The following is a 23,902-nucleotide window of genomic DNA, read 5'->3' as shown; positions in this document are numbered from 1 at the left end:
AGAATGTTGAAAATTGGTTCTCACGTATCGATGAGCGGCAAAAAGATGCTTTTAGGAGCAAGTGAAGAGGCAGCTTCTTATGGAGCAAATACGTTTATGATCTATACAGGCGCTCCACAAAATACTCGTCGCAAAAAGATTGAAGAGCTTAATATTGAAGCTGGTCTTTTGCATATGAAAGAGCATGGAATGAAAGATATTGTTGTACATGCTCCTTATATCATTAATTTAGGGAATACAACAAAGCCCGAAACATTTGAGCTTGGAGTAGATTTCTTAACGTCTGAAATTCAGCGCACCCATGCTCTTGGCGCAAAGCAAATTGTTCTTCATCCAGGGGCTCATGTGGGGGCCGGAGCAGATGCTGGTATTCAGCAAATTATCAACGGTCTAAACGAAGTGTTGACAGCTGATCAAGAAGTTCAAATTGCGCTTGAGACAATGGCTGGAAAAGGAACAGAGTGTGGAAGAAGCTTTGAAGAAATCGCCCAAATTATTGATGGTGTGACGCACAATGAAAAGCTCTCTGTTTGTTTTGACACATGTCACGTACATGATGCTGGTTACGATATCGTTCAAGACTTTGACGGTGTATTAAATGAATTTGACAAAACCGTAGGAATACAGCGAATTAAAGTGCTTCACATCAATGATAGTAAAAATGTATGCGGTGCTCGAAAAGACCGTCATGAAAACATTGGGTTTGGTGAAATCGGATTTGGTGCACTGAATTATATTGTTCATCACCCAGCGTTTAAAGAAGTTCCTAAAATTCTAGAAACTCCTTATGTAGGAGAAGATAAGAAAAATAAAAAAGCGCCATATCAATTGGAAATTGATATGATTCGTGCACAAAGCTTTGATTCAGAATTAAAACAAAAGCTTATGTAATTTCATATGTGATTGAAAGAGGTCATGTCTACAGACATGACCTCTTCTTTTACATTAACTGCTGAAATAATTCGTTCACGCGTCTGGCAGTTTCACGATCTGTTACTTGAGCAATTTGTTTGATTAAATTTCGGCGCTCTTCAAGGTTATAAATATTTACGGGCTGCTGTCTAATGACAGATACAAGGGTGTGTGCCTGCTGATCTGTAATGGGGATGTTGTATTGTTTGCTATACTTTAAAAGCTCTTTCGGGGTAATATTGTTTACTTTCTTATTGACAATCTGCTGTACAATTTTCATATGATTACCTCCTCGTCATATACAGTTTATGAATAAAAAAGAAAGATGTGACTATATTGTGTAATAAAACAACATTTTGAGTCGGATGAACCTACGGGGGTAAGAAAGCGAAAGAGTGAAACGGCTTAGTTTACAAATAAAAGACAATCCTGTATACTACATTAATGACTAAATCGTAATGATTCTGAGAAAGTAAATGGGTAACGGAGTATACGATAGAAACCGTGCCCTCTTTTGTATGGAGAAATATAAAAAAAGAATGGTGAGGCGCATATGAATACACCTGATATCATTGAAATTGATCATTTATCATTTCAATATGATGGAGTGAATGTATTAGAAGATATAAGTTTTTCAATTCCAAAAGGAGCTTTTTTGGGGCTCGTTGGTCCAAATGGTTCTGGGAAATCAACGCTAATCAAATGTTTGCTTGGTTTGCAAAAACCATCTCAAGGTTCAATTCGTTTATTTGGAAAAGATCAGAGAAGGTTTAAAGAACGAAGTAAAATTGGATATGTATCGCAAAAAGCGAATAGTTTCAACAGCGGCTTTCCTGCTACCGTTTTTGAAGTGGTTTCCACGGGCCTTACTTCAAAACTAGGTTTGTTTCGCTTTATGAATGCTTCTCATAAACAAAAGGTAAAAGAAGCGGTAGAAGCAGTGGGGATGAGCGAATTTTTAAATCGAAACATAGGAGAGCTATCCGGTGGTCAGCAGCAGCGAATTTTTATTGCACGCGCGCTTGTAAGTGAGCCCGAGCTGTTAATTTTAGATGAGCCTACGGTCGGAGTGGATGCACAAAATGTATACACTTTTTATGAGCTTCTTGAAAAGTTAAATAAAGAAAAAGGAATTACGCTTGTGCTTGTTACTCACGATATTGGAACTGTCTCGGAAAAAGTAACCCACGTTGCTTGTTTAAATAAATTTTTACACTTTCATGGGAATGCCAAAGAATTCGAACAGCTTTGTGAACATGACGTATCTATGTTTTATGGTCATAATGTTCATGTGTTAACCCATGATCATCATCATGGAGGGCAGCACGTATGATAAGCAGTTTATTTCAATTTGAGTTTTTGCGAAATGCATTTTTAACAGGTATGATTATTGGCGTCTTAGCTCCTTTATTGGGCACGTTCATCGTAGTAAGACGTCTTTCTTTAATTGCAGACGCGTTAAGTCACGTGACGCTAGCCGGAATTTCTGCGAGCTTGCTTCTTAGTCAGAAAATAGGGTTTATGCAAGGAGTGAACCCCGTCTATTTAGGAATGGTGTCTTCCGTTACAGGGGCTCTTTTTATCGAGAAGCTTCGAGGGGTCTACAAGCACTATCAAGAGCTGGCCATTCCGATTATTTTATCGGGCGGAATTGGTATTAGTGCAATTTGTATCTCGCTGGCAGACGGTTTTAATAATGATTTAATGAATTATTTGTTTGGAAGCGTGAGTGCAGTTAGTCGTTCGGATCTTTGGACAGTTGTTGTCATAGCCGTATTTGTAATAGCTATTGTCTTTTTCTTATATAAAGAATTATTTATTTTATCTTTTGACGAGGAGCATGCTTCTGCTTCTGGAATTAAATCGAAGTGGATGCACTTTTTATTTATCGTGATGGTTGCTCTTGTCATTGCTGTATCGATGCGTATCGTCGGTATTCTATTGGTGTCATCGCTTATGACTCTTCCTGTAGCAGCAAGCATTCGCTTAGCTAGAGGCTTTAAACAAACGATTCTGCTTTCGGTGATTTTTGGTGAAATATCTGTTTTAGGCGGATTATTTTCAGCGTACTACTTGGATTTAGCACCAGGCGGTACAATTGTTGTCATTGCTGTTGTTATTTTAATCATATCTATTATGATTAATAAAGGACGGAAGGGGAAACAAAAATGAATTTAACTGAAGCCATTCATTTATTAAAAGATCAAGGATATAAACATACAGGAAAACGTGAAGAAATGCTTGCCTTGTTTTCAAAATCAAATAAGTACTTAACGGCAAAAGATGTATTAGAATATATGAAGCCTGATTATCCTGGTCTAAGTTTTGATACAATCTACCGTAATTTATCATTATTTGTGGAGTTAGGCGTACTTGAAATGACGGAGCTTTCGAGCGAAAAGCACTTTCGATTTAAATGTGCAACTGCTCATCATCATCACCACTTCATTTGTTTAGATTGTGGAAAAACAAAAGAAATTGAAGCTTGTCCGATGGAGTATGTAGACGAGGATTTGCGAGGGTATAATATTACAGGCCATAAATTCGAAATTTACGGTCAATGTATAGAATGTAATCAATAAAAAAGAGAGGGTGCTATGCACCTCTCTTTTTTATTTTTGCTGTTCTTTTAACCAGTCGGCTACCCACTGATCTGCTTCTAGCCAGTTATATACGCGAACCACTCCTTTTGGAACAGGTAAGCGATTATAAGGAGTATCAAATAAGATAACGGGAATATTGCATTCTTCACTGATTTCACAAGCATTATCATGTTTGTCTTCAAAAAAGATATCAACATCGTATCGTTTTGCTGTCTCAACTTTAAAATGTGAGCCGACTAACTCAATGTGATGAAACGATAGCTCATTTTTTTGAAACCATTCTTCCGTGACGTCCAATAGCTGATCGTGCCTTGCACTAATAAAGAATAATTCGTGCTTTTGATGCCACTTTTGCAAAACCGCTTTTGCATCGTCTGCAAGTGGAGAGGTTTCGTAAATAGAGCGTTCATTTGCTTTAAACCATTTCCCGAGTTCTGCAGGTGATACATTTACAAAAGGGCTGAAATCATATTCTGTAATATCTTCAAGTGTTAAATTTAAGTTAAAGGCTTTATTTAAATGAGGAACAAAAGTTTCAGGAGAGGTAACAGTTCCATCAATGTCAATTCCAAACTTTTTTGTCAACTACGTGCACTCCTTTAATACGTTTATTCTACTTAGGTGCTTGATTATTCTTGTCTAGTGTAACATAAAGCCTAAAGAGAAACAGTAATACTTTTTATACTCCTTAAGAAAAAAGATAAGGATGATTATACGGTGTGGAAATCGTGCAGGTATCTATTTTTGCAAGAAAATGAGCAGCTGTATAAGATTAACACTTATAATTTTTTCTCGCATTCAGATACTATAAATGCTCCTTATTTACGAAAGCGAGGGATTAAGCATGGAGAATGAAGAACAAAGGCGTAGAAAAGATGTATATGAAGCTGATTTCATGGAAGAAACTGCAGCTGAAGTGGGCGTTCCTTACCGAGTAGGAGAGCCACATGCAGAGCGTGAAGTTATAGATATTGACCGCAATCGCAATCATGAAGTCGCTGGACGAGGAGAAGGAACGGGATACGGTCGTTTCGCACTCGTGCTTTCGATTCTTTCACTATTCTTTTTACCAATTATTCTTGGTGCCGCTGGGATTATTCTAGGGTTTATCGCACGCAGAAAAGGAGCACTTACGCTAGGAGCATGGGCAATAGGGATCGGAGTTGTATCGATTATTGTCGGTACGTTTATATTACCGTTCTTTTCATAAAAAAAGCGAGGCGCATATGCGCCTCGCTTTTTTTGGTTATGATTTAGCTGCAGCTTTTTCAGCTTCTTGCTTTGCGTGATATTCAGCAGCAATTTTATCAATTTCTTTTTTTAGTTCCTCAACCATTGTTTCTTCCGGAACTTTGCGTACGATTTCACCTTTGCGGAATAGAAGACCTTCACCGCGTGCTCCTGCAATCCCGATATCAGCTTCACGAGCTTCGCCAGGACCGTTCACAGCGCAGCCAAGTACCGCTACTTTAATCGGTGCTTTTACAGTTGAAATATACTCTTCAACTTCATTAGCAATGCTAATTAAATCAATTTCAATACGTCCGCAAGTTGGGCAAGAAATAAGCGTTGCAGCATTGGAAGCTAAACCGAATGATTTTAGCAACTCGCGTGCAACTTTTACTTCTTCTACAGGATCCGCACTTAAAGAAATACGTAATGTATTTCCGATTCCTTTAGACAAAATAGCGCCAAGACCTGCTGCACTTTTTACAGTTCCCGCAAATAATGTACCCGATTCTGTAATTCCTAAGTGAAGAGGGTAGTCAAAAGCTTGAGCAGCTTTTTCATATGCTTCAATTGCCAAGTTAACATCGGATGCTTTCATTGAAACGATGATGTCATGGAAATCAAGGTCTTCTAAAATTTTAATGTGATGAAGTGCACTTTCTACCATGCCATCTGCTGTCGGATAGCCGTATTTATCTAAAATACGTTTTTCCAGTGAACCGGCGTTAACTCCAATACGAATTGGAATATTTTTAGCTTTTGCAGCATTTACAACAGCTTCCACTTTTTCACGGCGTCCAATATTACCTGGGTTGATACGGATTTTATCCGCTCCGCCTTCAATTGCTTTTAACGCTAAGCGATAGTCAAAATGAATATCTACAACTAATGGAATGTTAATGCGTTTTTTAATTTCAGGGATTGCATCTGCTGCGCGCTCATCTGGACAAGCAACACGAACAACTTGGCATCCTGCTTCTTCTAAACGTTTAATTTCTGCAACCGTTGCTTCAACATCATGTGTTTTAGTGGTTGTCATACTTTGAATAACTAATTCGTTACTGCCCCCAATTGTTAAATCTCCAACTTTAACGGGGCGTGTTTTTGTACGATGTATAATTTCACTCACGTGATAATCTCTCCTTCAAAATGAAATCAAGAATTTGAATTCATTAATAGAATAACTCTTTATGAACAAAATAACTAGTAGAAAGTACTACCTTAGCTATTTTAACAATGACTATCCCATCTTGACAAGAAGAATGCTGTCATTACTTGTAAATAGGGAACTTATACGTTTTTCCAATTTGAATATCTTCAGGCGCTGTACCGTTATTTAACTTCTTAAAGTCTTTAATCATTTGGTTCATAGAAACCGGTATCGATTTTTTTGTAAGCTCTTCAATGACGGACAAAACTGTATCGCCTGGCTTAATTTTTATTTTTGTATAGGTGGAAGAAGAGCTGGCGGCTTTTGTTTCTGCAGGCTGCGCTTTGCTGACTTGAACTGCTTCAGTCGCAGTAGGAATGGTCCCGTATTTAATGTCGTAGTGACAAATATATCCGATAAAAGCGAAAGCGGCTAATGCACATAGCTTTTTCATTATGCTCCTCCTTCATTCTTTTGCTTATGTGTAAAGCCTATGCTTGTCTTACTTAAATATGATTGGAGAACGAAAATTGAAAGAAAAATTAATGATTGTTTCATTAGGCTTATTGCCTTTAATCATGGTGCTGGGAAATTCCATGCTCATTCCTCTGCTGCCAAGCATTCAAAAGTCACTTCACTTAAGTGGAGTCCAAACCAGTTTGATACTGAGTGTATTTTCGATTCCGGCTGCATTGTGTATTCCTGGGGTAGGAATTTTATCAGATCGATATGGACGTAAAAAATTAATTATGTATTCCCTCATCGTGATGATAATCGGTAGCCTTGTCGCTGCTAGTAGCGCTTTGGTCTCTTCTGGAAGCTTTGCTGTGTTGATGGCTGGAAGAGTGATTCAAGGGATTGGCGCTGCTGGTACTACAACGTTGGCAATGGCATTAACTGGAGATGTATTTACAGGGGAAAAAAGAGCAAAAGTCCTTGGGATTTTAGAAGTATATAATGGAGCTGGAAAAGTGGTTGCACCTATAATTGGAGCAACGGCGGCACTCGTTGTATGGTATGCCGCATTTTTTGTGTATCCTTTAGCTGCAGGTGCTGCTTTAGTAGGTATAGCTATGTATGTGAGAGAAGCGAAAACAGGTTCAGATTCAGTATCTGTTGGAGAGTATTTAAAGAGAGCCATTGGGATCGTCTATGATAAAAGAAAATCGCTTTTTCCTTTATTTTTTGTGGGGGGACTGGGGTTGTTTTTATTATTTGGCATTTTATATTACTTATCTTTTTTAATAGAGGAAACGTATCATATAGACGGTTTTTTCAAAGGAACCGCTTTTTTATTTCCTCTTGGCGCGATGACGCTCGTTTCTTATTGGACCGGTCAGCGAATCAAAACAGATGTAGTGCTCATGAAAAAATTGATGATAGTAGGAATGATTCTTTTATTCGTAATGTTTGGAGTATTAACGGTGATTTATACGCTTCCTGTGCTGATGTTTTGTTTGACAGTCGCCTTTGGCGGCTTAGGATTTGTTCTTCCTTGTATTAATATGATGATTACTTCAGCGGCTTCAGACGAAGAAAGAGGATTTATTGTATCCATTTATGGAACGGTGAGATTTTTAGGAGTAGCGTTGGGACCCGTTGTTTTTGAAGTGTGGATGCATACTGAAAGGCTGATGTTTATTTATAGCTTTAGTTTGCTCGCAGCAGGAGGTTTGTGGGTTTTGTATCAGTTGAAAATTTTTTCTTCTGCAATGGGGAGAAGAAAAGTTGTACAGAAATAAAGAGGCTGGGACAAAAGTATGTTAGTTGAAGAAGCTCCCAACAAATTTGATTCTTGATCAAGAATTAAATTCGTTCGGAGCTTTTCATTGGCAGGGTAAACATAGATTTTATGTATGTAGGTGCTTCTAGCGGTTGATTGGATTCATTTCGTTATGTTTCAATCGCTTTATTAGGTTTTACCTTTTTTCTCATAGGAACCCTTGTGACGAGCAATAAGTAAATGAAGAACGTTCCTATCCAGTAAAGAGAGCTATGTGTTGCTAGAGACAAAGAAAAAGCTTCAAAAAGCGTATAAAGCAGCGTGAAGGCTACCGTACTATAAGCGCTCAGTGCCCATAGCTGTTTGAAAGGAAGCTGCTTCTTAGTGATGAGTCCAATCAGTTTTCCAAGATAAGCAAGGCAGGTAATAGAAAGGAAGTTTAGTCCAGATGTTAATACGTACAGTAAAAGCATAGCGATAGGGACAAGTATGTATAAAGAAAATTTTTGTTCGTGCAGCAAGTTTAACAGTTCATTTTTATCTTTATGATGCCAGTTTAGCAACTCATATGAATACGTTTGTGTTTGTGAATTAGTCGTGATGTAAATTCCATCCTTTAAAAAACCAATTGCATGAGCAGGGGAATGAGACCGTTCAATAGACTGTGAGGGGTCTAAGATAAAAGCGGTACCGTTTACTTTTTTTGTGAAAGGTTGGCTTGACGTAAGCTGTGAATTTGAAATAGAAAAAGAAGAAACAGATTTCGGGAGATCTGTAGTCGCGGTATGATAGCCGTTTACAATCGTCAAAGCCATAAAGAAAAATGTAGGCAGCAAAGAAATGAATGTTAAAAACAATATGAAGCCAATGGTTTTGTTTGTATGCTCAAAGCGAAGAGACCTCATTTTTTGAAAAGAAGTAAGACTCCATCCCATCTTTTTTAACATGATTATTGTAAACCCTCCTTTTATTAAAAAATTCTAACTATAATTTATTCTATAGCGGAAATTTAAGGTTTACAATAGATTCTAGAAATCGTTTCCAATTACAATGTAAATATACTGTTAAGTTATTGTAAACATTAGCGTAAAAACGTTTACAGTGCTTTTAAGATTCGTTAATAATAGTGGGGACTTCTCTATGTCGTTAGAAAAAAATCAAGGAGTTGAGGTGTTTGGAACTAGATGTTCAAAAAATGATTTTTGAATTTATCGGTGGACTCGGAATCTTTTTATTCGGGATTAAGTTCATGGGAGATGGGTTGCAAAAATCAGCAGGAGATAGATTGCGCGATATTTTAGACAGATTCACAACTAATCCGTTTATGGGAGTTCTAGCAGGTATTCTGGTTACCGTTCTTATTCAGAGCAGCTCAGGAACCACTGTTATTACGGTAGGCTTAGTAAGTGCCGGTTTTATGACTTTGCGCCAAGCTATAGGGGTTATTATGGGCGCAAATATCGGTACGACAGTTACAGCTTTTATAATCGGAATTGACATTTCGAGCTACGCTCTTCCTATTCTCGCAGTGGGAGCGATTTTACTCTTTTTCTTTAAAAGTAAACCTGTTCAAAATTTTGGTCAAATCGCTTTTGGGTTTGGAATGTTATTCTTTGGTCTAGAGCTTATGGGAAGCGGGATGAAGCCGCTTCGCTCACTTCAACAGTTTCATGATTTAACTGTAAGCATGAGTGATAATCCGATTTTAGGAGTTGTAATTGGCACTTTATTTACGGTGATTGTGCAAAGCTCTAGCGCTACTATCGGAATTCTACAAGAACTTTTTGGACAGGGCGCTATTGATATACATGCCGCGCTGCCTGTATTGTTTGGAGACAACATTGGTACGACTATTACCGCTATTTTAGCTTCAATCGGGGCAAGTGTGGCAGCAAGAAGGGCTGCTTTAACGCACGTAATGTTCAACTTAATTGGTACAACTATCTTTTTAATTATCTTGCCGTTATTTACTCGTCTTGTGGAGTACTTGAGAGAGACGATGGGCTTAAACCCAGAAATGACGATTGCATTTGCTCATGGTCTCTTTAACACAACCAATACAATTATTCAGTTCCCTCTTATCGGTCTGCTTGCGTTAATTGTTACAAAGCTGATTCCTGGTGAAGATGCTGTTATAGACTTTAAACCTAAACATCTTGATCCTATTTTTATTGAACAGTCTTCTTCAATTGCTCTTGGGCAGGCAAAAGCAGAGCTTATTCGTATGGGAGAATTCGCGACGATTGGGTTAGAAGAAGCCAATAGTTATTTGAAGACGCGCCATCCTAAACATTCTGATGCTACTATGCAAATTGAAAATGCCATTAACAATTTAGATAAAAAAATCACGAATTATTTAGTGTTGTTATCCCGCTCTTCCATGTCAGAAGCTGAAAGCGAAGAGCATTCTGTGCTTCTAGATACTGCGCGAGATATTGAGCGTATTGGCGATCATTTTGAAAATATCATTGAACTTGTTGATTATCAAATTACAAATAAGGTGAGAATGACAAAAGAAGCTAATACCGACTTAGCTGATATGTTCGAATTGACTATTGTAACAGTTAAAGAAGCTGTTTTTGCTTTAGAAAAAGTAGATAGAGAAAAAGCAGTCCAGGTCATTCAAAAAGAAGAGCAGATTGATGCAATGGAGCGTCTGCTTCGTAAGAAGCACATTTTACGTCTAAATGAAAATGTATGTACAGGTTCTGCTGCTATTGTTTTTGTCGATATCATTAGCAATTTAGAACGAATTGGAGATCATGCTGTTAATATTGCGGAAGCGGTACTCGGAGATCGCTATCTAAAGACATATTCAAAGGTAAAATAAAGAAAGGCCTTGCTCATGCAAGGCCTTTCTTTATAAGAGTGGTTATTGTATGATAAATAGTAATAATAAAAAGGATAGGTGCGGGCATGGCTATTTTATGTTGGGCATTAGTTATCATTAGCTTTGTTGTATCGTTTGTTGGGTTGGTTTATCCCATCATCCCAAGCGTGCTATTTGTAGCGCTAGGATTTGTTATATACGGTTTATTTTATGATTTTAGCTCCTATAGCTGGTTATTTTGGGTGATACAAGGATTGTTAGTTGTCGCACTTTTTTTAGCAGACTATATCGCTAATATTATTGGTGTGAAAAAATTCGGAGGCACTAAAGCAGGCGTTTGGGGAAGTACAGTTGGATTGCTTGTGGGTCCGTTTGTTATTCCGGGATTTGGAATTATTTTAGGGCCGTTTATCGGAGCGATTGTAGGAGAACTGATTGTTCATCGGACCACAATTAGCAACGCAGTAAAAATTGGAGTAGGTTCGGTTATTGGCTTTTTTAGTGGCGCTATCTCGAAAGGATTTATTCAACTGTTGATGATTGCCTATTTTTTATACGCTGTTTTAAAATAATATATTGACTTTATGCCAGAAACATGTTAAATTTTTAATGTCGCTAGTAAATGTTATATTGTTCCACAGTAGCTCAGTGGTAGAGCTATCGGCTGTTAACCGATCGGTCGTAGGTTCGAGTCCTACCTGTGGAGCCATGGCGGTGTAGCTCAGCTGGCTAGAGCGTACGGTTCATACCCGTGAGGTCGGGGGTTCGATCCCCTCCGCCGCTATTTTCCAATTTACGTTTGTGACATACATAATTCATATTGTTCCACAGTAGCTCAGTGGTAGAGCTATCGGCTGTTAACCGATCGGTCGTAGGTTCGAGTCCTACCTGTGGAGCCACGTGGACCCTTAGCTCAGCTGGTTAGAGCAGACGGCTCATAACCGTCCGGTCGCAGGTTCGAGTCCTGCAGGGTCCACCATTTATAGGGTTGGAGGAATACCCAAGTCCGGCTGAAGGGATCGGTCTTGAAAACCGACAGGGGTGTTAAAGCCCGCGGGGGTTCGAATCCCTCTTCCTCCGCCATACTATTGTCTATTCAAAGCTTCTTTTGAGAAAAAGAAGCTTTTTTTATGTTTAAAAGAATAGCGAATGGGAATTAGGTAAATATAAATCATGGATTAGGTACTTTTTATTTGAAAGAGTAGGGTAAATTTGCTAATCTAAACGTATATGGTGCTTTTGCGCCAAAATGCTTACATATTTTGAAGGAGGAATTATTCATGGCTTACAAATTACCAGAACTACCTTATGCATACGATGCACTGGAACCACATATCGACAAAGAAACAATGAATATTCACCACACAAAACATCACAACACATATGTTACAAACCTAAACGCTGCTGTTGAAGGCAAAGCGGATTTAGAAAGCAAAAGTATTGAAGAGTTAATTTCAAACTTAGATGCTGTTCCTGAAGATATCCGTACAGCAGTACGCAATAACGGTGGCGGTCATGCGAACCACTCATTATTTTGGACAATCCTTTGCCCTAACGGCGGCGGTGCTCCAACTGGTGAATTAGCAGACGCTATCGCTAGCAAATTCGGCAGCTTTGATCAATTCAAAGAAGAATTTGCAAATGCAGCTAAAACTCGCTTCGGTTCTGGCTGGGCTTGGTTAGTTGTAAACAACGGCCAATTAGAAGTAACAAGCACACCAAACCAAGATAGCCCATTAATGGAAGGCAAAACGCCAATTCTTGGTCTAGACGTTTGGGAGCACGCTTACTACTTAAATTATCAAAACCGCCGTCCAGATTACATTTCAGCATTCTTTAATGTTGTAAAATGGGACGAAGTTGCTAAGCGTTACGACGCTGCAAAATAAGCTGAAGGCGTATTTAAGAGCCAGTAAAGTAATTATTACCTTTACTGGCTTTTTTGTTTTCCAATTCTTTTACATATCTCCTTTTCTTTTTCACACACTAGGTGTAGAAGAGAAAAGGAGTTTTTTGATATGCCTTTATTAAAAAAAGTAGTTGGAGATATAGAAGTTAGTAAAGATTTACTTTTGCTTTTAATTATAGGCGGTCTTTATGCCTTGGCTATTTCAATTTCCAATTCGTTTGTTAACATTTATCTGTGGAAACAATCAGGCGAATTTTCGGATCTCGCTATTTATAATTTAGCGGTAGTGGTGCTTCAGCCGCTTACGTTTATTTTAGCAGGTAAATGGGCCAAACGAATTGACCGGGTTGTGGTTTTAAGGTTAGGCGTATCTTTTTTAGCTGTTTTTTATATCGCTGTATTGGTCAGTGGAGCTAACGCAGCCGAGTATTTAGTATTGCTTGGTGGACTGCTGGGTATAGGATATGGCTTTTATTGGCTAGCTTTTAATGTGCTAACTTTTGAAATTACAGAACCTGATACAAGAGACTTTTTTAACGGATTTTTAGGGATCTTAAACTCTTTTGCAGGGATGATTGGTCCTTTAGGAGCGGGCTTTGTTATTTCCGCTTTGTATGAATCACTTGGGTATAAAATTGTGTTTGGTGTATCTCTGCTATTGTTTGTCGGTGCCGTTGTGCTTAGTTTTTTTATTACAAGACGCGCAGCTGAAGGAGTATACAAATTTAAAGAAGTGTGGGCTGAACGAAAAGTCAACAAAGACTGGAATCGAATATTACAGGCTCATTTCTTTCAAGGATTGCGTGAAGGTACGTTCATTTTTGTCGTATCCGTCATGGTATTTATTACGACGGGAAGTGAATTAGCTTTAGGAACTTATGGACTGGTGAATTCAGCGGTGGCGTTTGTAGGATACTATGTAGCCTCAAGATTTATTAAGCAAAAAAATCGCCTTCGATTTATTTTCACCGGGGGCCTCCTTCTCTATGGAGCAGTCTTTTTGCTTATCTTTAACTTATCGTATCCAAAGTTAATTATATATGCTGTTTGTATTGCTATTGCCTATCCTATTTTGTTGGTTCCATTCATTTCTCTAACGTACGATGTGATTGGACGAGCAAAGGACGTTGTTTCAAAAAGAATCGAATACATTGTTGTCAGAGAAGTATTTCTGAATATTGGGCGCGTCGTTTCCATATCTTTATTTTTAATAGCCGTACTATTTTTTGATGAAGCAAAAAGTATTCCCATTTTATTAGCTATTGTTGGAGCAGGGCATACGATCATTTATTTTTGTGTAAGACATATCTCACAGCCTCTGCACAAAAAAGAAACGACTGTTACTCCTCCAGTATTAAATGAAGGAGACGGAGAGTCTCCAGCTTAGAGTATTATTAGCTCCTTCATTTGTACTATGGAAAATGCCTCGCTTTTCTTTTAGAATAAATACGTTGTGTAAATAGGCACCTGCCAGGTGTCTATTTATTTGCTAAATGTCTGATTTTATGGTGTTATGGTATATATGTTTTATAAAGTGTAGGTGTTGGTATGAAAAAGAAAAAAAGAAGAAAAAGTCACGTGCCTTTTCGTGTGAACTTACTTTTCTTGACCGTATTTGCCCTATTTTCCGTATTAATTTTGCGGTTGGGACTTGTTCAAATTGTGTACGGTGAGAATTACGAACGAGAAGTCGAAAAAACACAGGACGTTACAGTCAGTACGCCTGTTCCTCGAGGGAAAATGTACGATCGGTATAACCGCGTAATTGTAGATAATACCTCTTTAAATACGATTACATATACTCGTTTTCAAGGAAATACAGCTGAAGAAAGGCTGCGCATCGCTAAAAAGTTAGCCACTATGATCGATGTTCCTTACACCACAAATGTGATTGATATTCCAGAAAATAGAAAGAATAAAGATGCTAAAAACGTGGTAAAAATTACAGAACGCGACATGAAGGATTATTGGATTATGCTTCACCCTAAAGAAGCGGAGCAGAAAATTACGAAAGCTGATCGCAAAAAAGTTCAAGATGGTGAAATGACTGATGACGAACTGTATCAACGTCAGTTAGACCGCATTTCTAAAAAAGATTTAGAAAGTTTAAAGAGTGATTTAGAAGTTCTAGCTATTAAGCGCCAAATGGAGGCAGGTTATTCTAACACCCCGCAAATTGTTAAAAGCGGTGTGACAAATGAAGAGTATGCCGTTGTAAGTGAGCATTTAGATGAACTTCCGGGTGTTGATACAACAACGTATTGGGATCGCTCATACCCAGAAAACAGCACTCTCCGTACTTTGCTTGGAAATGTATCCTCTGCCAACGAGGGTCTGCCCAAAGATAAAGTACAGTATTACTTATCAAGAGGCTATAGTCGAAATGACCAAGTTGGGACGAGCTATTTAGAGAAGCAATACGAAGCTCAGCTCAGCGGTCAAAAAGAAAAAGTCCAGTATGTAACAGATGATAAAGGAAATCTCCTTGATACAATTCAAGTGTCGAAAGGCGAACGCGGCAGTGATTTAGTTTTAACTATTGATATGGAGCTTCAAAAAGCGGTAGAAAAACAAATTACGGACCAGCTTTTAGCCAAAAAGAAAATGAAAGGAACGCAGTTTTTAGACCGTGCTTTTGTGATTATGATGGATCCTCACACAGGAGAAATCTTAACAATGGCAGGTAAAAAATACACCATTGATAAGAAGACTGGGGTACCTAAAATAGAAGATTTTGCATTAGGGAATATTTCAACATCTTATACAATGGGCTCTGTTGTAAAAGGGGCAACGGTTCTAGCTGGCTTAGATTCAGGAGCTATTAAGCCAAACACAGTGTTCGTTGATGAACCGTTAAAAATTAAAGGAACACCAATTAAGAAATCAGCTGAGGCTGAGGGGTTAGGACCCTTAACGTATTCATCCGCGTTAAAATATTCATCCAACGTATTTATGTTTAAAACGGTAATGGCGATGGCTGGATTACAGTACCACAAGAACATGACTTTACCGATTAAACCTGACACATTCAGCGAACTGCGTTCGTACTACAGTCAGTTCGGCTTAGGCGTATCAACAGGCATAAACCTCGATAACGAATCAACAGGTGTCCAAGGCGGAAGCAATGTTCCAGGTACAGCGCTTGATTTAGGAATTGGCCAGTATGATACGTACACGCCGCTGCAGCTTGTTCAATATACTTCTGCAATAGCTAATGGAGGGTATCGCATCAAGCCGCAGCTAGTAAAAGAAATCCGAAAGCCAACGATAAAAACCGATGAAATTGGCGGTACGCAGCATTCATTTGAACCTGATGTGTTAAATCGTATCACGATGAAAGAAGAATACATTAAAGATGTTCAAAATGGCTTTAAACGGGTTACGCAGGAACAAGGCGGTACAGGGTACGCAGCTTTCCATACAGCGAACTATAATCCTGCTGGTAAATCTGGAACGGCACAAGCCTATGAGAAAAACCCAAGCGGAGGGGATCCAATTAAAGTTAATAATTCAAACTTTGTGGCCTTTGCTCCGGCAAATGATCCTGAAATTGCAGTAGCTGTCGTGGTACCATCGGCATTTGTGCCAAGTGCACCAAATACCATTACAAAAGAGCTTGCTCGTTCTGCGCTCGATACGTATTTTGATTTAAAGAAAAAAGGTGAACAAGAAGTAAAAGATCAAGAAGAGAATCAACAGGCTGTCATTGCAAACGACGCCAATTAAAGAGGCTGGGAAAAAGCATATTAGTTGAAGTAAGATCCGAACGACGTTGATTAAGAATCAACGCTGTTCGGATTTTTTTATTGAGAGGGTGAACGTAGATTTCATGTAAGTAGGTGCTTTAAGCGGTTGATTGGAGGGCAGGGCGAAGACTTCTGCCGGAAAAGCGGAAGAAGTGAGACCCCGCAGGAGCGGAAGCGACAACGAGGCTCACCGGCCGCCTGCTTGCACGGAAATCAACAGTGGTGTCAGAAGTGATTCGTACTGGCTTATTTATCTAATTTACTTATCTTTATATCAAATTAATTTAGTTATGTCTCAACCTCTTCTTTTTTTGTTAGAAATCTTTACATATATGGTTTTTTATTGAATTTAAGGGTCGTAAGAACTAGTTTTTTACCTAAAAAACACGCAGATAGGCCTTCGTTTACAAAAGCTTTACATTGAGTTAAAACACAATTAATAGTCGGCTATTATTCTGTAAGTGTAAGGATTAATAGAAATGATCAAAATAAGGGGAAGCGTTCGGCTTCTCGTATGTATTTACACTAATAGTAAACAATAGATATTAAATAGACATAGAGAGACTTTTATTGTGCTCAAAACGGTTAAAGACGATGAAGGAGGATTATCCAATGGCAATAACAATGGAATTGACTAACAAAGAAAAAGTAAATACTCCGCAAACAAAAGAAATTGTATATAAAACAAAAGGTTTGAATTTATGGTATGGCAACACACATGCCTTAAAAAATATTGATTTAGACATTCATGCTAACGAAGTTACCGCGATCATCGGTCCATCAGGCTGCGGAAAATCAACATATATTAAAACGTTAAATCGTATGGTAGAAATGACGCCAATTGTCCGTACATCAGGTGAAATTGAGTATAGAGGAAAAAATATTTTTGATAAATCGTACCATGTGGAAGAGCTGCGCACGCAAGTAGGAATGGTTTTCCAAAAGCCAAATCCGTTCCCAAAATCTATTTATGATAATATCGCGTACGGTCCAAGAATTCATGGCGTTCGCAACAAGAAAAAACTAGATGAAATTGTTGAAAAAAGTTTACGAGGAGCAGCTATTTGGGACGAAGTTAAAGATCGTTTGAATCAAAATGCGAATGGGTTGTCAGGTGGACAACAGCAGCGTATCTGTATTGCGCGCTGTTTGGCTATTGAACCCGACGTTATTTTAATGGATGAGCCTACTTCTGCACTCGATCCAATTTCGACATTAAAAGTAGAAGAGTTAGTACAAGAATTAAAGAAAGACTTCAGCATTATTATTGTTACACATAATATGCAGCAAGCGGCACGTATTTCAGATAAAACAGCATTTTTCTTAAATGGAGAAGTGGTAGAGTACGCAGAAACAGATAAAATCTTCTCAATGCCATCTGATAAACGCACAGAAGATTATATTACAGGTCGTTTCGGTTAAGACATACAAGGAGATGGGATGAGTGGTTGTACGCGAAAAGTTTCATGGTGATTTAAAGATATTACGTGAAAAATTATTAGAAATAGGGCGTTTAACGCATGAGGCGTTATCAAAATCAATTGAAGCGTTGCAAACAAGTAACGTTGAGCTGGCGCTAGAAATTATCGACGGTGATTCATACGTGGATGACTTAGAAGAAGAAATTAATGACCTAGCTATCCTACTGATTGCAAAGCAGCAGCCCGTGGCTATTGATTTAAGACGTATTATTGTGGCAATTAAAATTGCTTCGGATGTTGAGCGTATGGCAGATTTTGCCGTTAATGTAGCAAAATCAGCTATACGAATTGGAAACGAAGAATTAATTAAGCCGTTAGAACATGTAAAGAAAATGCACGATATTTCGATTGAAATGCTGAGCCTTTCGTTAAAAGCTTATCACGAAGAAGATCTTGTGTTGGCTAAAAAAGTAGCGGAAATGGACGATCAAGTGGATGAGCTTTACGGAATAACAATTAAAGAACTTTTAAGTCTTGCTAAAGAAAAGCAGGAGGCTATGAACCAAATTACACAGCTTTTATTTGTAGCCCGTTATTTAGAGCGTATGGCTGATCATACCACTAACGTAGCAGAAAGCGTATTTTACCTTGTAAAAGGCAAACGCTACGATTTAAATGAATAGTGGAAAAAGAGGCTGGGACAAAAGTGTTTTAGTTGAAGGAAGATCCGAACGATGAATCGTTCGGATTTTTTTCATTGTATCGAGAAACGTAGGTTTAATGTAGCTGCTTCTAGCTGTTAATGAGAGGGAAGGGCAAAGACTCCTGCAGGAAAAGCGGAAGCGACGAGGAGGCTCATCGCCGCCCTCGGAAAGCGACATTTTGCACGGAAATCAACAGCGGTGTAACAAACGATTCATACGGGCTCATGCATCCAATTTGCTGGGCTGGATTTTTTAACACAAATCGACAAATTGCGTTTATTGTGGCAACTTTTTCTGAATGGTAAGATGTTAATAAGTTTATACGGCATTTATATGTAGAAAAAACAATCTAAGAAACGAAGTGATAAAACAGTGGCTCCTAATCTTATTCAAAACTTAAATGTGTGTATAGCTACTCAGCTTGACTCATCTCGTATTTATGTTCACTGGTCGTTTTCAGAGCATATTCGAGAAATGGTAGAAAGTATGTTTTCGACACGATGGGAAGAATTGAATCTAGCTATGTGTACGTATGATATAACAGGCCTTCATTTTAACGGCCATGAATCAAACCGCTATTATATGAAGGGTCTTACTCCTAAGCAAGACTTCATATTTATGAATAGCTTGGAAAGTGAGCGCACGTATGTAATAGATATTGGTATTCAAGATAAAGAAGGAAGTTTTTTTTCCCTTCTTCGTTCGAATCCGGTTTATTTGATGAAAGAACAGCATGAACAAGTGAATGTAACGTCGTTGAGCTGGATGTACGAACCTGTAAAAGTTCACCAGGGTGTTCAAAATGAATTTAGCACATATTCCTTATATTCAAATGACTTGGAGCAGGTGAAGAAGCAATATGAATAGTGATGACTGTATTCTTTTAACTTATATGCATTATCCGTTGCTACATGTACTTCAAGCAGAGAGTGAGTATCCGCTGTTTGAACAAGTAACGAACGAATTCATCCCTTTTTTAGATCAAATTGAGTCTGAAAAATTGATAGGTGCAACAGCTGTGATGTCTTGTGTATTTTTGAACGTATTAAACGACGAGGAGTTTAATACTCGTTACGCTCAGTATTTACACCAGTTTTCAAGCCGGCAGCATCAGAGAGCACTCACTTTTTTAAAAAAGTGGGACGGGAGCTTGTTCTCAGCCTGCAAATATTTCTTTCAGCATGACATGCTGGAATGTATTCCTACTACCGTAACGAACGCGTTCGTTTCCATCCTTAAAACAGAACAAACATTAAATCTCCAAATTACAGAAGCAATACGTGTTTTTCAACAGTTTTTTGAAAAAAAGCCCGTCGGTTTTTTTATACAGCAAGGAGAGTATACTCATCAAGTAGATATGCTCCTGAAATCTCATGAAATGCGCTACACCTTTGTGAAGTCATCAACAGATGAACTAAAAAAGTCCCCTGCTGGTATTATCTTGTTTCCATATCCTAAGCAAGGAAAACAAGTTGAGGAAGGAACAATGAATAAAGCGAGCGCTGTTTTGGATTTGAAAGCGAAGGACACGCTTGGCTTTCAGCGAATGCAAGCAGCAAGCGGTACATTTCAATATCCTTTAGATTACGCGAGGGATATACAGTTTCATCAAAATGAAACTCTTGCACTCTACGGTGCAACAAAAAGCGCCGAATTTGTCAGTGAGAACAATCAATTGTTTATTTCAACCGTACAGAAGTCAGAGGCGATGCTAGGTGTGATCGATTTTAAACATCCTAGCGTGGTGAATGCTATCTACCGACAGTGGCTCCTTTTAAGTAGCAGCGATTGGCTTTATACTTTTGAAAAAGTCAGAGGTGAATACGAAAGGCAAATAAAGCTGTTTGATTTTCTCTGTCACGAAGAGAATCCAAGGATGGATAGTGAAAACAGTTTTCTTTCAGGAAGTTCTTTTTTATACCCTGTAAAAGAGATAGAGCCGTCGGCTTTATCAGTAAATCAATATAAAGGCGGTCTCTCCATTTTAATGCTTGCATGGGAATTCCCTCCTCTAGTTATCGGAGGACTTGCACGACATGTATTTGATTTATCCAGAGCGTTAGCTAGAGCGGGCCATCACGTTAGTGTATTAACGACCTATGTAGAGGGGCTGCCGGAATATGAACGTTTATACGGTGTTCACGTTTACAGAGTTAAAAGCCTGCAGCCTCATCATCCGGATTTTTTGACATGGGTAAACAGTTTGAACGTGGCTATGGCTCTTAGAGGACTGCAGTTAGGCTACAAGCTGTCTTTTGACGTTATTCATGCTCATGACTGGCTTGTTGCATCCGCAGCAAAATGTTTAGCAGATAAAACGGATAGGCCGCTAATTACGACCATTCATGCGACAGAACATGGGCGCAATAATGGTATTCATAATGACATGCAGCAGAAAATTCACTTGCAAGAAGAGGAGCTGATTCGACAATCAAGCTCAATCATTGTCTGCAGCGACTATATGAAGAAAGAATTAATCACTTTATTTCACGTAGAACAGGATAAAATTGCTATATTTCCAAATGGAATTGACAAGCAGCTGGTAGTCGACGCAGTAAATGAGCGGTTAAAAGAAAGTTTACAAAAGAAATATAATTTTAGAAAGGCCCCTATTATTTTTTCAATTGGACGAATTGTATATGAAAAAGGATTTCAGCTATTTATTGAAGCAGCGGAACTATTTAAGAAAAAACAAATAGATGTTCAATTTGTTGTGGCGGGAAAAGGGCCTTTACTTCATGAGTTTCGAACACAGGTAAGTGAAAAGCAATTAGACAAATACGTGTATTTTATTGGATACATTACCGATAACGAACGAAATCAGCTTCTTCAAGCTTGTAAAATGGTTGTTTTTCCAAGTCTATATGAACCTTTTGGAATTGTGGCTTTAGAGGGGATGGTAGCCAAGAAGCCAACCATCGTTGCGGATACAGGAGGTCTAAGCGATATTGTTTCACATTTCGACACGGGCCTGACGTTTGCCAGAGGAGATACGCTCGAATTAATCAACTGTATTGAATTTTTGTTAAAAAATGAAAAAATAGCTGCGAAAATCAGCGAAAATGGGTATAGAAAAGCAACAACGATGTTTAGCTGGGAGAAAATCGCTATTGATACAAGTAAGCTGTTTCAACATCACATTTGCCAGGATAAAAAAAGGAGGGAGGCAAAAAATTGAAAGCCATTATACTTGCTGGCGGTAAAGGAACAAGACTGCAGCCCTTGACCTATACGATTCCAAAGCCTATGCTGCCGCTTTACGATAAACCTGTGATGGAATATAGCATTGAACTGCTTAAGAAACATGGAATTACAGAGATTGGGATTACGCTGCAGTATAGGCATGAACAAATTATTGAATACTTTGGGGATGGCTCTCAGTGGGGAGTGACGCTTACTTATTTTATCGAAAAAGAGCCTCTTGGAACAGCGGGCGGAATTAAGCGAGCAGAGGCCTTTATTGAGGAAGACTGTATTATTATTAGTGGAGATGCCTTAACAGAAATTAATCTTCAAGACGTTATTCATTTTCATTATGAACAAAAAAGCGAAATGACCATTGTTACAAAAGAAGTAAACGACGTGCGGGGTTATGGAGTGGTGACGATAGATGAAGGGAATCGAGTCACGGGATTTGTAGAGAAACCGACCTACGAACAGGCCAATAGCCGATTGATTAATACGGGAGTGTATGTGATCAAAAAATCCGTTCTTGATTACGTGAATTCTTATGGTCCTACAGATTTTAGCTTTGACATTATCCCGCTTCTTTTGGAATATAATCATACTGTGTGCAGTTTTGTAACAGAGGATTATTGGATTGATATTGGGCAAATCCACCATTATCGTCAAGCACACTATGATCTGTGGAGCAAGTGGTTTGGCGATAGACAGGAAAGTATTGTCTCAGATGCCGCGCTTATAGAAGAAGGGGTGACTGTTTACGATCCGGTTTACGTAGGAGAAAATGTGGTGATTAGAAAAGGTGCTTCAATTGGTCCTTACACGATTATCGGAACCAATAGTATCATAGAAGCACATGCTGCAATCGATAAAACGATTTTGCTTCAAAACGTAACGGTGGGGGCAGAATCGTTTTTATACAACGCTACGATAGGTCCGTATGTAAATGTTCAAGCGATGACTACGTATGTCCAAGATACAGTAGCTGAAAATCAAGTGCTACCTCACCTTTCTGTAAAACCAGATGTTTCTATCTTCAAAAACGGTCGCCTGTATGTACATTCATCTGTTGATCGAGAAAGACTATACAATGCGTTATTACTTGTATGCAAACATCAAGGATCGTTCTGTCTAGCAAGCGATGATGAAGGAGAAGCCACTCAACTTCGCAAAGAATGCTTTTCTTTTTTACGGAGTAATCATTCAGCTGTGTATGATATTAAAAAAGAAGCTCTTCCGGTATTTCGATATTACATGATGACTTCACAAGCGAGCATTGGTATTTATATTGGTGTGGATAGCAAAAACAGCGGTCTATTTTTAGAAATATATGATAATAAAGGACAATTAGTTAATCAGCTTATTGAAAAAAAGATTGAGCGGATGTATCTTCAAGCTAAAAAAGCAAACATAACGACTTCTGTTTCACTTAAAGAAACAAGCATAGGAAATATCAGGGAAGAATATTGTGATGCTTTAGTAAAATCAATTAATCAGCATATTTTATTAGAAGACAGTACGCGGATTGGTGTGATTTGTTCACCGTTTATACAGGAAGTTGTCGAATTATTATGTAAGCGTCTTCGTATCCATGTGTTATTTTTAAACAAGTGGGAGAAAACAGAAGAAACCAAACGAATAATTAAACGAAATAAGCTGTCTTTTTGTATTCAGATTAAAGAAGATGGAGAAACATTTGCTCTATATGATGAAAAAGGCTGCAGCGTAAATGACTCAGAAATTATGTCGCTTTATATTTATAGCGTATACATGACAAAAAAAGTAGCATTCGTTCCTATTCCTATACACTATTCATCCACATTAGAAACATTTGCTCAATCTCTCAATCAATCATTTATGAGGACAAAAGCAAAAAAACGTGATTTGCTTAGTCTTTTGGGGCCTGTTCAATTTCAGTTAGATGCCATGTACGCTTTATGTCAGCTGATCGAATTAATTATGGTGCAGCAGCGGAAAATTTCTGAAATGATTCAATATGTCCCCCACGCTTATATGAACTGGCGCTATATTTCATGTCCGCTAGAAATTCAAGAACAAGTGATGAAGAAGTTATTAGAAGAAGCAATCGGTAAACAAGTGTATGTCATTGATGGTTTAAAAATTTACCATGATCCTCATGAATGGACGCTTATTTTGCCCGATGGTCACTTGCCTGTATTAAATATTTATTCAGAGGCGTTAAACACTCAGACTGCCAAGAAGCTGTCGGCATATTTTGTAGAAAAAATACAAGAATATCAAAGAGTGTAAATAATGGATTTTATTTAAAAGAAAGGAAGTACGCCTCTCATAAAAAGAGTTCCGCCTATTTTAAGAAACTTCATCTATATATAAGGCGTAGCAGAGAAGGAGCTCAGGACTCTAAGAGGAAAGAAAAAGTGAAGAAATGAAATTAAATGACTTTCTTCAAAAAAACAGACTGGCATTTCCTTTCGAAAAATGATATTATATTAAAGTCTGATTTATGTTT

The 23,902-nt window shown here is 38.3% G+C and carries 23 protein-coding genes and 5 tRNA genes; 23 read left to right on the top strand and 5 right to left on the bottom strand.

The window, feature by feature from the left end:
* Positions 1 to 3: 3 nt before the first annotated feature.
* Positions 4 to 891 carry a deoxyribonuclease IV gene (locus LJY09_RS22420; RefSeq protein WP_028411635.1) on the top strand — a complete coding sequence of 296 codons (888 nt, stop codon included), beginning with the start codon at positions 4 to 6 and terminating at the stop codon, positions 889 to 891.
* 49 nt (positions 892 to 940) lie between these two features.
* Here the strand turns inward: LJY09_RS22420 and LJY09_RS22415 are convergent, their stop codons facing one another.
* Complete coding sequence (locus tag LJY09_RS22415; protein WP_013059210.1) at positions 941 to 1,192, bottom strand: DUF2624 domain-containing protein; 252 nt, start codon at positions 1,190 to 1,192, stop codon at positions 941 to 943.
* Positions 1,193 to 1,465: 273 nt separating this feature from the next.
* Here LJY09_RS22415 and LJY09_RS22410 point away from each other — a divergent pair, with 273 nt between their 5' ends.
* From LJY09_RS22410 to LJY09_RS22400, 3 genes are read left to right on the top strand one after another with little or no spacing between them, the layout of a single operon-like run.
* Entirely contained in the window at positions 1,466 to 2,245 is a 780-nt protein-coding gene (locus LJY09_RS22410) for a metal ABC transporter ATP-binding protein (RefSeq protein ID WP_028411634.1), read from the top strand.
* Complete coding sequence (locus LJY09_RS22405) at positions 2,242 to 3,084, top strand: metal ABC transporter permease (RefSeq protein WP_028411633.1); 843 nt, start codon at positions 2,242 to 2,244, stop codon at positions 3,082 to 3,084. The genes LJY09_RS22410 and LJY09_RS22405 overlap by 4 nt, the downstream gene beginning before the upstream one ends.
* The gene (locus tag LJY09_RS22400) at positions 3,081 to 3,494 is read left to right on the top strand and encodes a Fur family transcriptional regulator (RefSeq protein WP_013059207.1); all 414 of its coding nucleotides are present in this window, start codon (positions 3,081 to 3,083) and stop codon (positions 3,492 to 3,494) included. The genes LJY09_RS22405 and LJY09_RS22400 overlap by 4 nt, the downstream gene beginning before the upstream one ends.
* Before the next feature lie 30 nt (positions 3,495 to 3,524).
* On the opposite strand, the gene LJY09_RS22395 is transcribed toward LJY09_RS22400, so the two are convergent.
* Complete coding sequence (locus LJY09_RS22395; RefSeq protein ID WP_034271152.1) at positions 3,525 to 4,100, bottom strand: 5' nucleotidase, NT5C type; 576 nt, start codon at positions 4,098 to 4,100, stop codon at positions 3,525 to 3,527.
* A gap of 259 nt (positions 4,101 to 4,359) precedes the next feature.
* Here LJY09_RS22395 and LJY09_RS22390 point away from each other — a divergent pair, with 259 nt between their 5' ends.
* Entirely contained in the window at positions 4,360 to 4,725 is a 366-nt protein-coding gene (locus tag LJY09_RS22390) for a G protein-coupled receptor family protein (protein WP_013059205.1), read from the top strand.
* Positions 4,726 to 4,761: 36 nt separating this feature from the next.
* Here LJY09_RS22390 and ispG read toward each other — a convergent pair whose 3' ends face one another.
* The gene (ispG, locus tag LJY09_RS22385; protein ID WP_201763664.1) at positions 4,762 to 5,865 is read right to left on the bottom strand and encodes a flavodoxin-dependent (E)-4-hydroxy-3-methylbut-2-enyl-diphosphate synthase; all 1,104 of its coding nucleotides are present in this window, start codon (positions 5,863 to 5,865) and stop codon (positions 4,762 to 4,764) included.
* A gap of 151 nt (positions 5,866 to 6,016) precedes the next feature.
* Entirely contained in the window at positions 6,017 to 6,349 is a 333-nt protein-coding gene (locus LJY09_RS22380; protein ID WP_028411630.1) for a hypothetical protein, read from the bottom strand.
* Positions 6,350 to 6,425: 76 nt separating this feature from the next.
* Between LJY09_RS22380 and LJY09_RS22375 the strand changes: the two genes are divergently transcribed.
* Positions 6,426 to 7,637, top strand: coding sequence for an MFS transporter (locus tag LJY09_RS22375; RefSeq protein ID WP_228307430.1), 1,212 nt, complete (start codon positions 6,426 to 6,428; stop codon positions 7,635 to 7,637).
* 151 nt (positions 7,638 to 7,788) lie between these two features.
* On the opposite strand, the gene LJY09_RS22370 is transcribed toward LJY09_RS22375, so the two are convergent.
* Complete coding sequence (locus LJY09_RS22370; RefSeq protein WP_228307429.1) at positions 7,789 to 8,565, bottom strand: DUF1189 domain-containing protein; 777 nt, start codon at positions 8,563 to 8,565, stop codon at positions 7,789 to 7,791.
* A 227-nt stretch (positions 8,566 to 8,792) separates the two neighbouring features.
* On the opposite strand from LJY09_RS22370, the gene LJY09_RS22365 reads away from it, so the two are divergent.
* From LJY09_RS22365 to LJY09_RS22290, 17 genes are all read left to right on the top strand, one after another.
* A complete protein-coding gene (locus LJY09_RS22365; protein ID WP_028411627.1) occupies positions 8,793 to 10,448 on the top strand; it encodes a Na/Pi cotransporter family protein in 1,656 nt (551 codons plus the stop codon).
* An 86-nt stretch (positions 10,449 to 10,534) separates the two neighbouring features.
* Entirely contained in the window at positions 10,535 to 11,020 is a 486-nt protein-coding gene (locus LJY09_RS22360; RefSeq protein ID WP_028411626.1) for a DUF456 domain-containing protein, read from the top strand.
* A 62-nt stretch (positions 11,021 to 11,082) separates the two neighbouring features.
* Positions 11,083 to 11,157 (top strand) — tRNA-Asn (locus LJY09_RS22355).
* A gap of 1 nt (position 11,158) precedes the next feature.
* Positions 11,159 to 11,232, top strand: a tRNA-Met gene (locus LJY09_RS22350).
* Between the two features lie 40 nt (positions 11,233 to 11,272).
* Positions 11,273 to 11,347, top strand: a tRNA-Asn gene (locus LJY09_RS22345).
* Positions 11,348 to 11,350: 3 nt separating this feature from the next.
* A tRNA-Ile gene (locus LJY09_RS22340) sits at positions 11,351 to 11,427 on the top strand.
* An 11-nt stretch (positions 11,428 to 11,438) separates the two neighbouring features.
* Positions 11,439 to 11,531, top strand: a tRNA-Ser gene (locus tag LJY09_RS22335).
* Positions 11,532 to 11,728: 197 nt separating this feature from the next.
* Positions 11,729 to 12,337, top strand: coding sequence for a superoxide dismutase SodA (gene sodA, locus LJY09_RS22330; RefSeq protein WP_014458213.1), 609 nt, complete (start codon positions 11,729 to 11,731; stop codon positions 12,335 to 12,337).
* A gap of 129 nt (positions 12,338 to 12,466) precedes the next feature.
* Entirely contained in the window at positions 12,467 to 13,744 is a 1,278-nt protein-coding gene (locus tag LJY09_RS22325; protein ID WP_028411625.1) for an MFS transporter, read from the top strand.
* Positions 13,745 to 13,905: 161 nt separating this feature from the next.
* Complete coding sequence (locus LJY09_RS22320; RefSeq protein ID WP_033579690.1) at positions 13,906 to 16,083, top strand: peptidoglycan D,D-transpeptidase FtsI family protein; 2,178 nt, start codon at positions 13,906 to 13,908, stop codon at positions 16,081 to 16,083.
* A gap of 126 nt (positions 16,084 to 16,209) precedes the next feature.
* Positions 16,210 to 16,338, top strand: a complete 129-nt coding sequence (locus LJY09_RS27755; protein WP_255256887.1) for a hypothetical protein — start codon at positions 16,210 to 16,212, stop codon at positions 16,336 to 16,338.
* A 389-nt stretch (positions 16,339 to 16,727) separates the two neighbouring features.
* On the top strand, positions 16,728 to 17,525 hold the full coding sequence (gene pstB / locus LJY09_RS22315) for a phosphate ABC transporter ATP-binding protein PstB (protein ID WP_370506071.1): 798 nt from the start codon (positions 16,728 to 16,730) through the stop codon (positions 17,523 to 17,525).
* A 22-nt stretch (positions 17,526 to 17,547) separates the two neighbouring features.
* Positions 17,548 to 18,207: a phosphate signaling complex protein PhoU gene (phoU, locus tag LJY09_RS22310; RefSeq protein ID WP_013059193.1), complete on the top strand. Its 660-nt coding sequence runs from the start codon at positions 17,548 to 17,550 to the stop codon at positions 18,205 to 18,207.
* A gap of 119 nt (positions 18,208 to 18,326) precedes the next feature.
* The gene (locus LJY09_RS22305) at positions 18,327 to 18,533 is read left to right on the top strand and encodes a hypothetical protein (RefSeq protein WP_141483538.1); all 207 of its coding nucleotides are present in this window, start codon (positions 18,327 to 18,329) and stop codon (positions 18,531 to 18,533) included.
* 67 nt (positions 18,534 to 18,600) lie between these two features.
* Positions 18,601 to 19,095: a DUF4912 domain-containing protein gene (locus tag LJY09_RS22300; RefSeq protein ID WP_034271122.1), complete on the top strand. Its 495-nt coding sequence runs from the start codon at positions 18,601 to 18,603 to the stop codon at positions 19,093 to 19,095.
* On the top strand, positions 19,088 to 21,406 hold the full coding sequence (locus LJY09_RS22295) for a glycosyltransferase (protein ID WP_098626964.1): 2,319 nt from the start codon (positions 19,088 to 19,090) through the stop codon (positions 21,404 to 21,406). Before LJY09_RS22300 ends, LJY09_RS22295 begins: the two co-directional genes overlap by 8 nt.
* Entirely contained in the window at positions 21,403 to 23,682 is a 2,280-nt protein-coding gene (locus LJY09_RS22290) for a sugar phosphate nucleotidyltransferase (protein ID WP_154973100.1), read from the top strand. Before LJY09_RS22295 ends, LJY09_RS22290 begins: the two co-directional genes overlap by 4 nt.
* Positions 23,683 to 23,902: the final 220 nt, after the last annotated feature.

This window comes from Priestia sp. J2 (genome assembly GCF_020790095.1).
In the GTDB taxonomy this organism is placed as follows: Bacteria; Bacillota; Bacilli; order Bacillales; family Bacillaceae_H; genus Priestia; species Priestia zanthoxyli.
Note: the sequence above shows the minus strand (reverse complement) of the source record. Positions and strands in the feature narration are given on the sequence as shown.

What these genes read in the sequence shown, in the direction of transcription:
- LJY09_RS22420 (WP_028411635.1), top strand. Translation starts at nt 4, where the DNA reads ATGTTGAAAATTGGTTCTCACGTATCGATGAGCGGCAAAAAGATGCTT.
- LJY09_RS22415 (WP_013059210.1), bottom strand. Translation starts at nt 1,192, where the DNA reads ATGAAAATTGTACAGCAGATTGTCAATAAGAAAGTAAACAATATTACC.
- LJY09_RS22410 (WP_028411634.1), top strand. Translation starts at nt 1,466, where the DNA reads ATGAATACACCTGATATCATTGAAATTGATCATTTATCATTTCAATAT.
- LJY09_RS22405 (WP_028411633.1), top strand. Translation starts at nt 2,242, where the DNA reads ATGATAAGCAGTTTATTTCAATTTGAGTTTTTGCGAAATGCATTTTTA.
- LJY09_RS22400 (WP_013059207.1), top strand. Translation starts at nt 3,081, where the DNA reads ATGAATTTAACTGAAGCCATTCATTTATTAAAAGATCAAGGATATAAA.
- LJY09_RS22390 (WP_013059205.1), top strand. Translation starts at nt 4,360, where the DNA reads ATGGAGAATGAAGAACAAAGGCGTAGAAAAGATGTATATGAAGCTGAT.
- LJY09_RS22380 (WP_028411630.1), bottom strand. Translation starts at nt 6,349, where the DNA reads ATGAAAAAGCTATGTGCATTAGCCGCTTTCGCTTTTATCGGATATATT.
- LJY09_RS22370 (WP_228307429.1), bottom strand. Translation starts at nt 8,565, where the DNA reads ATGTTAAAAAAGATGGGATGGAGTCTTACTTCTTTTCAAAAAATGAGG.
- LJY09_RS22360 (WP_028411626.1), top strand. Translation starts at nt 10,535, where the DNA reads ATGGCTATTTTATGTTGGGCATTAGTTATCATTAGCTTTGTTGTATCG.
- sodA (WP_014458213.1), top strand. Translation starts at nt 11,729, where the DNA reads ATGGCTTACAAATTACCAGAACTACCTTATGCATACGATGCACTGGAA.
- LJY09_RS22325 (WP_028411625.1), top strand. Translation starts at nt 12,467, where the DNA reads ATGCCTTTATTAAAAAAAGTAGTTGGAGATATAGAAGTTAGTAAAGAT.
- LJY09_RS22320 (WP_033579690.1), top strand. Translation starts at nt 13,906, where the DNA reads ATGAAAAAGAAAAAAAGAAGAAAAAGTCACGTGCCTTTTCGTGTGAAC.
- pstB (WP_370506071.1), top strand. Translation starts at nt 16,728, where the DNA reads ATGGAATTGACTAACAAAGAAAAAGTAAATACTCCGCAAACAAAAGAA.
- LJY09_RS22305 (WP_141483538.1), top strand. Translation starts at nt 18,327, where the DNA reads ATGAGAGGGAAGGGCAAAGACTCCTGCAGGAAAAGCGGAAGCGACGAG.
- LJY09_RS22295 (WP_098626964.1), top strand. Translation starts at nt 19,088, where the DNA reads ATGAATAGTGATGACTGTATTCTTTTAACTTATATGCATTATCCGTTG.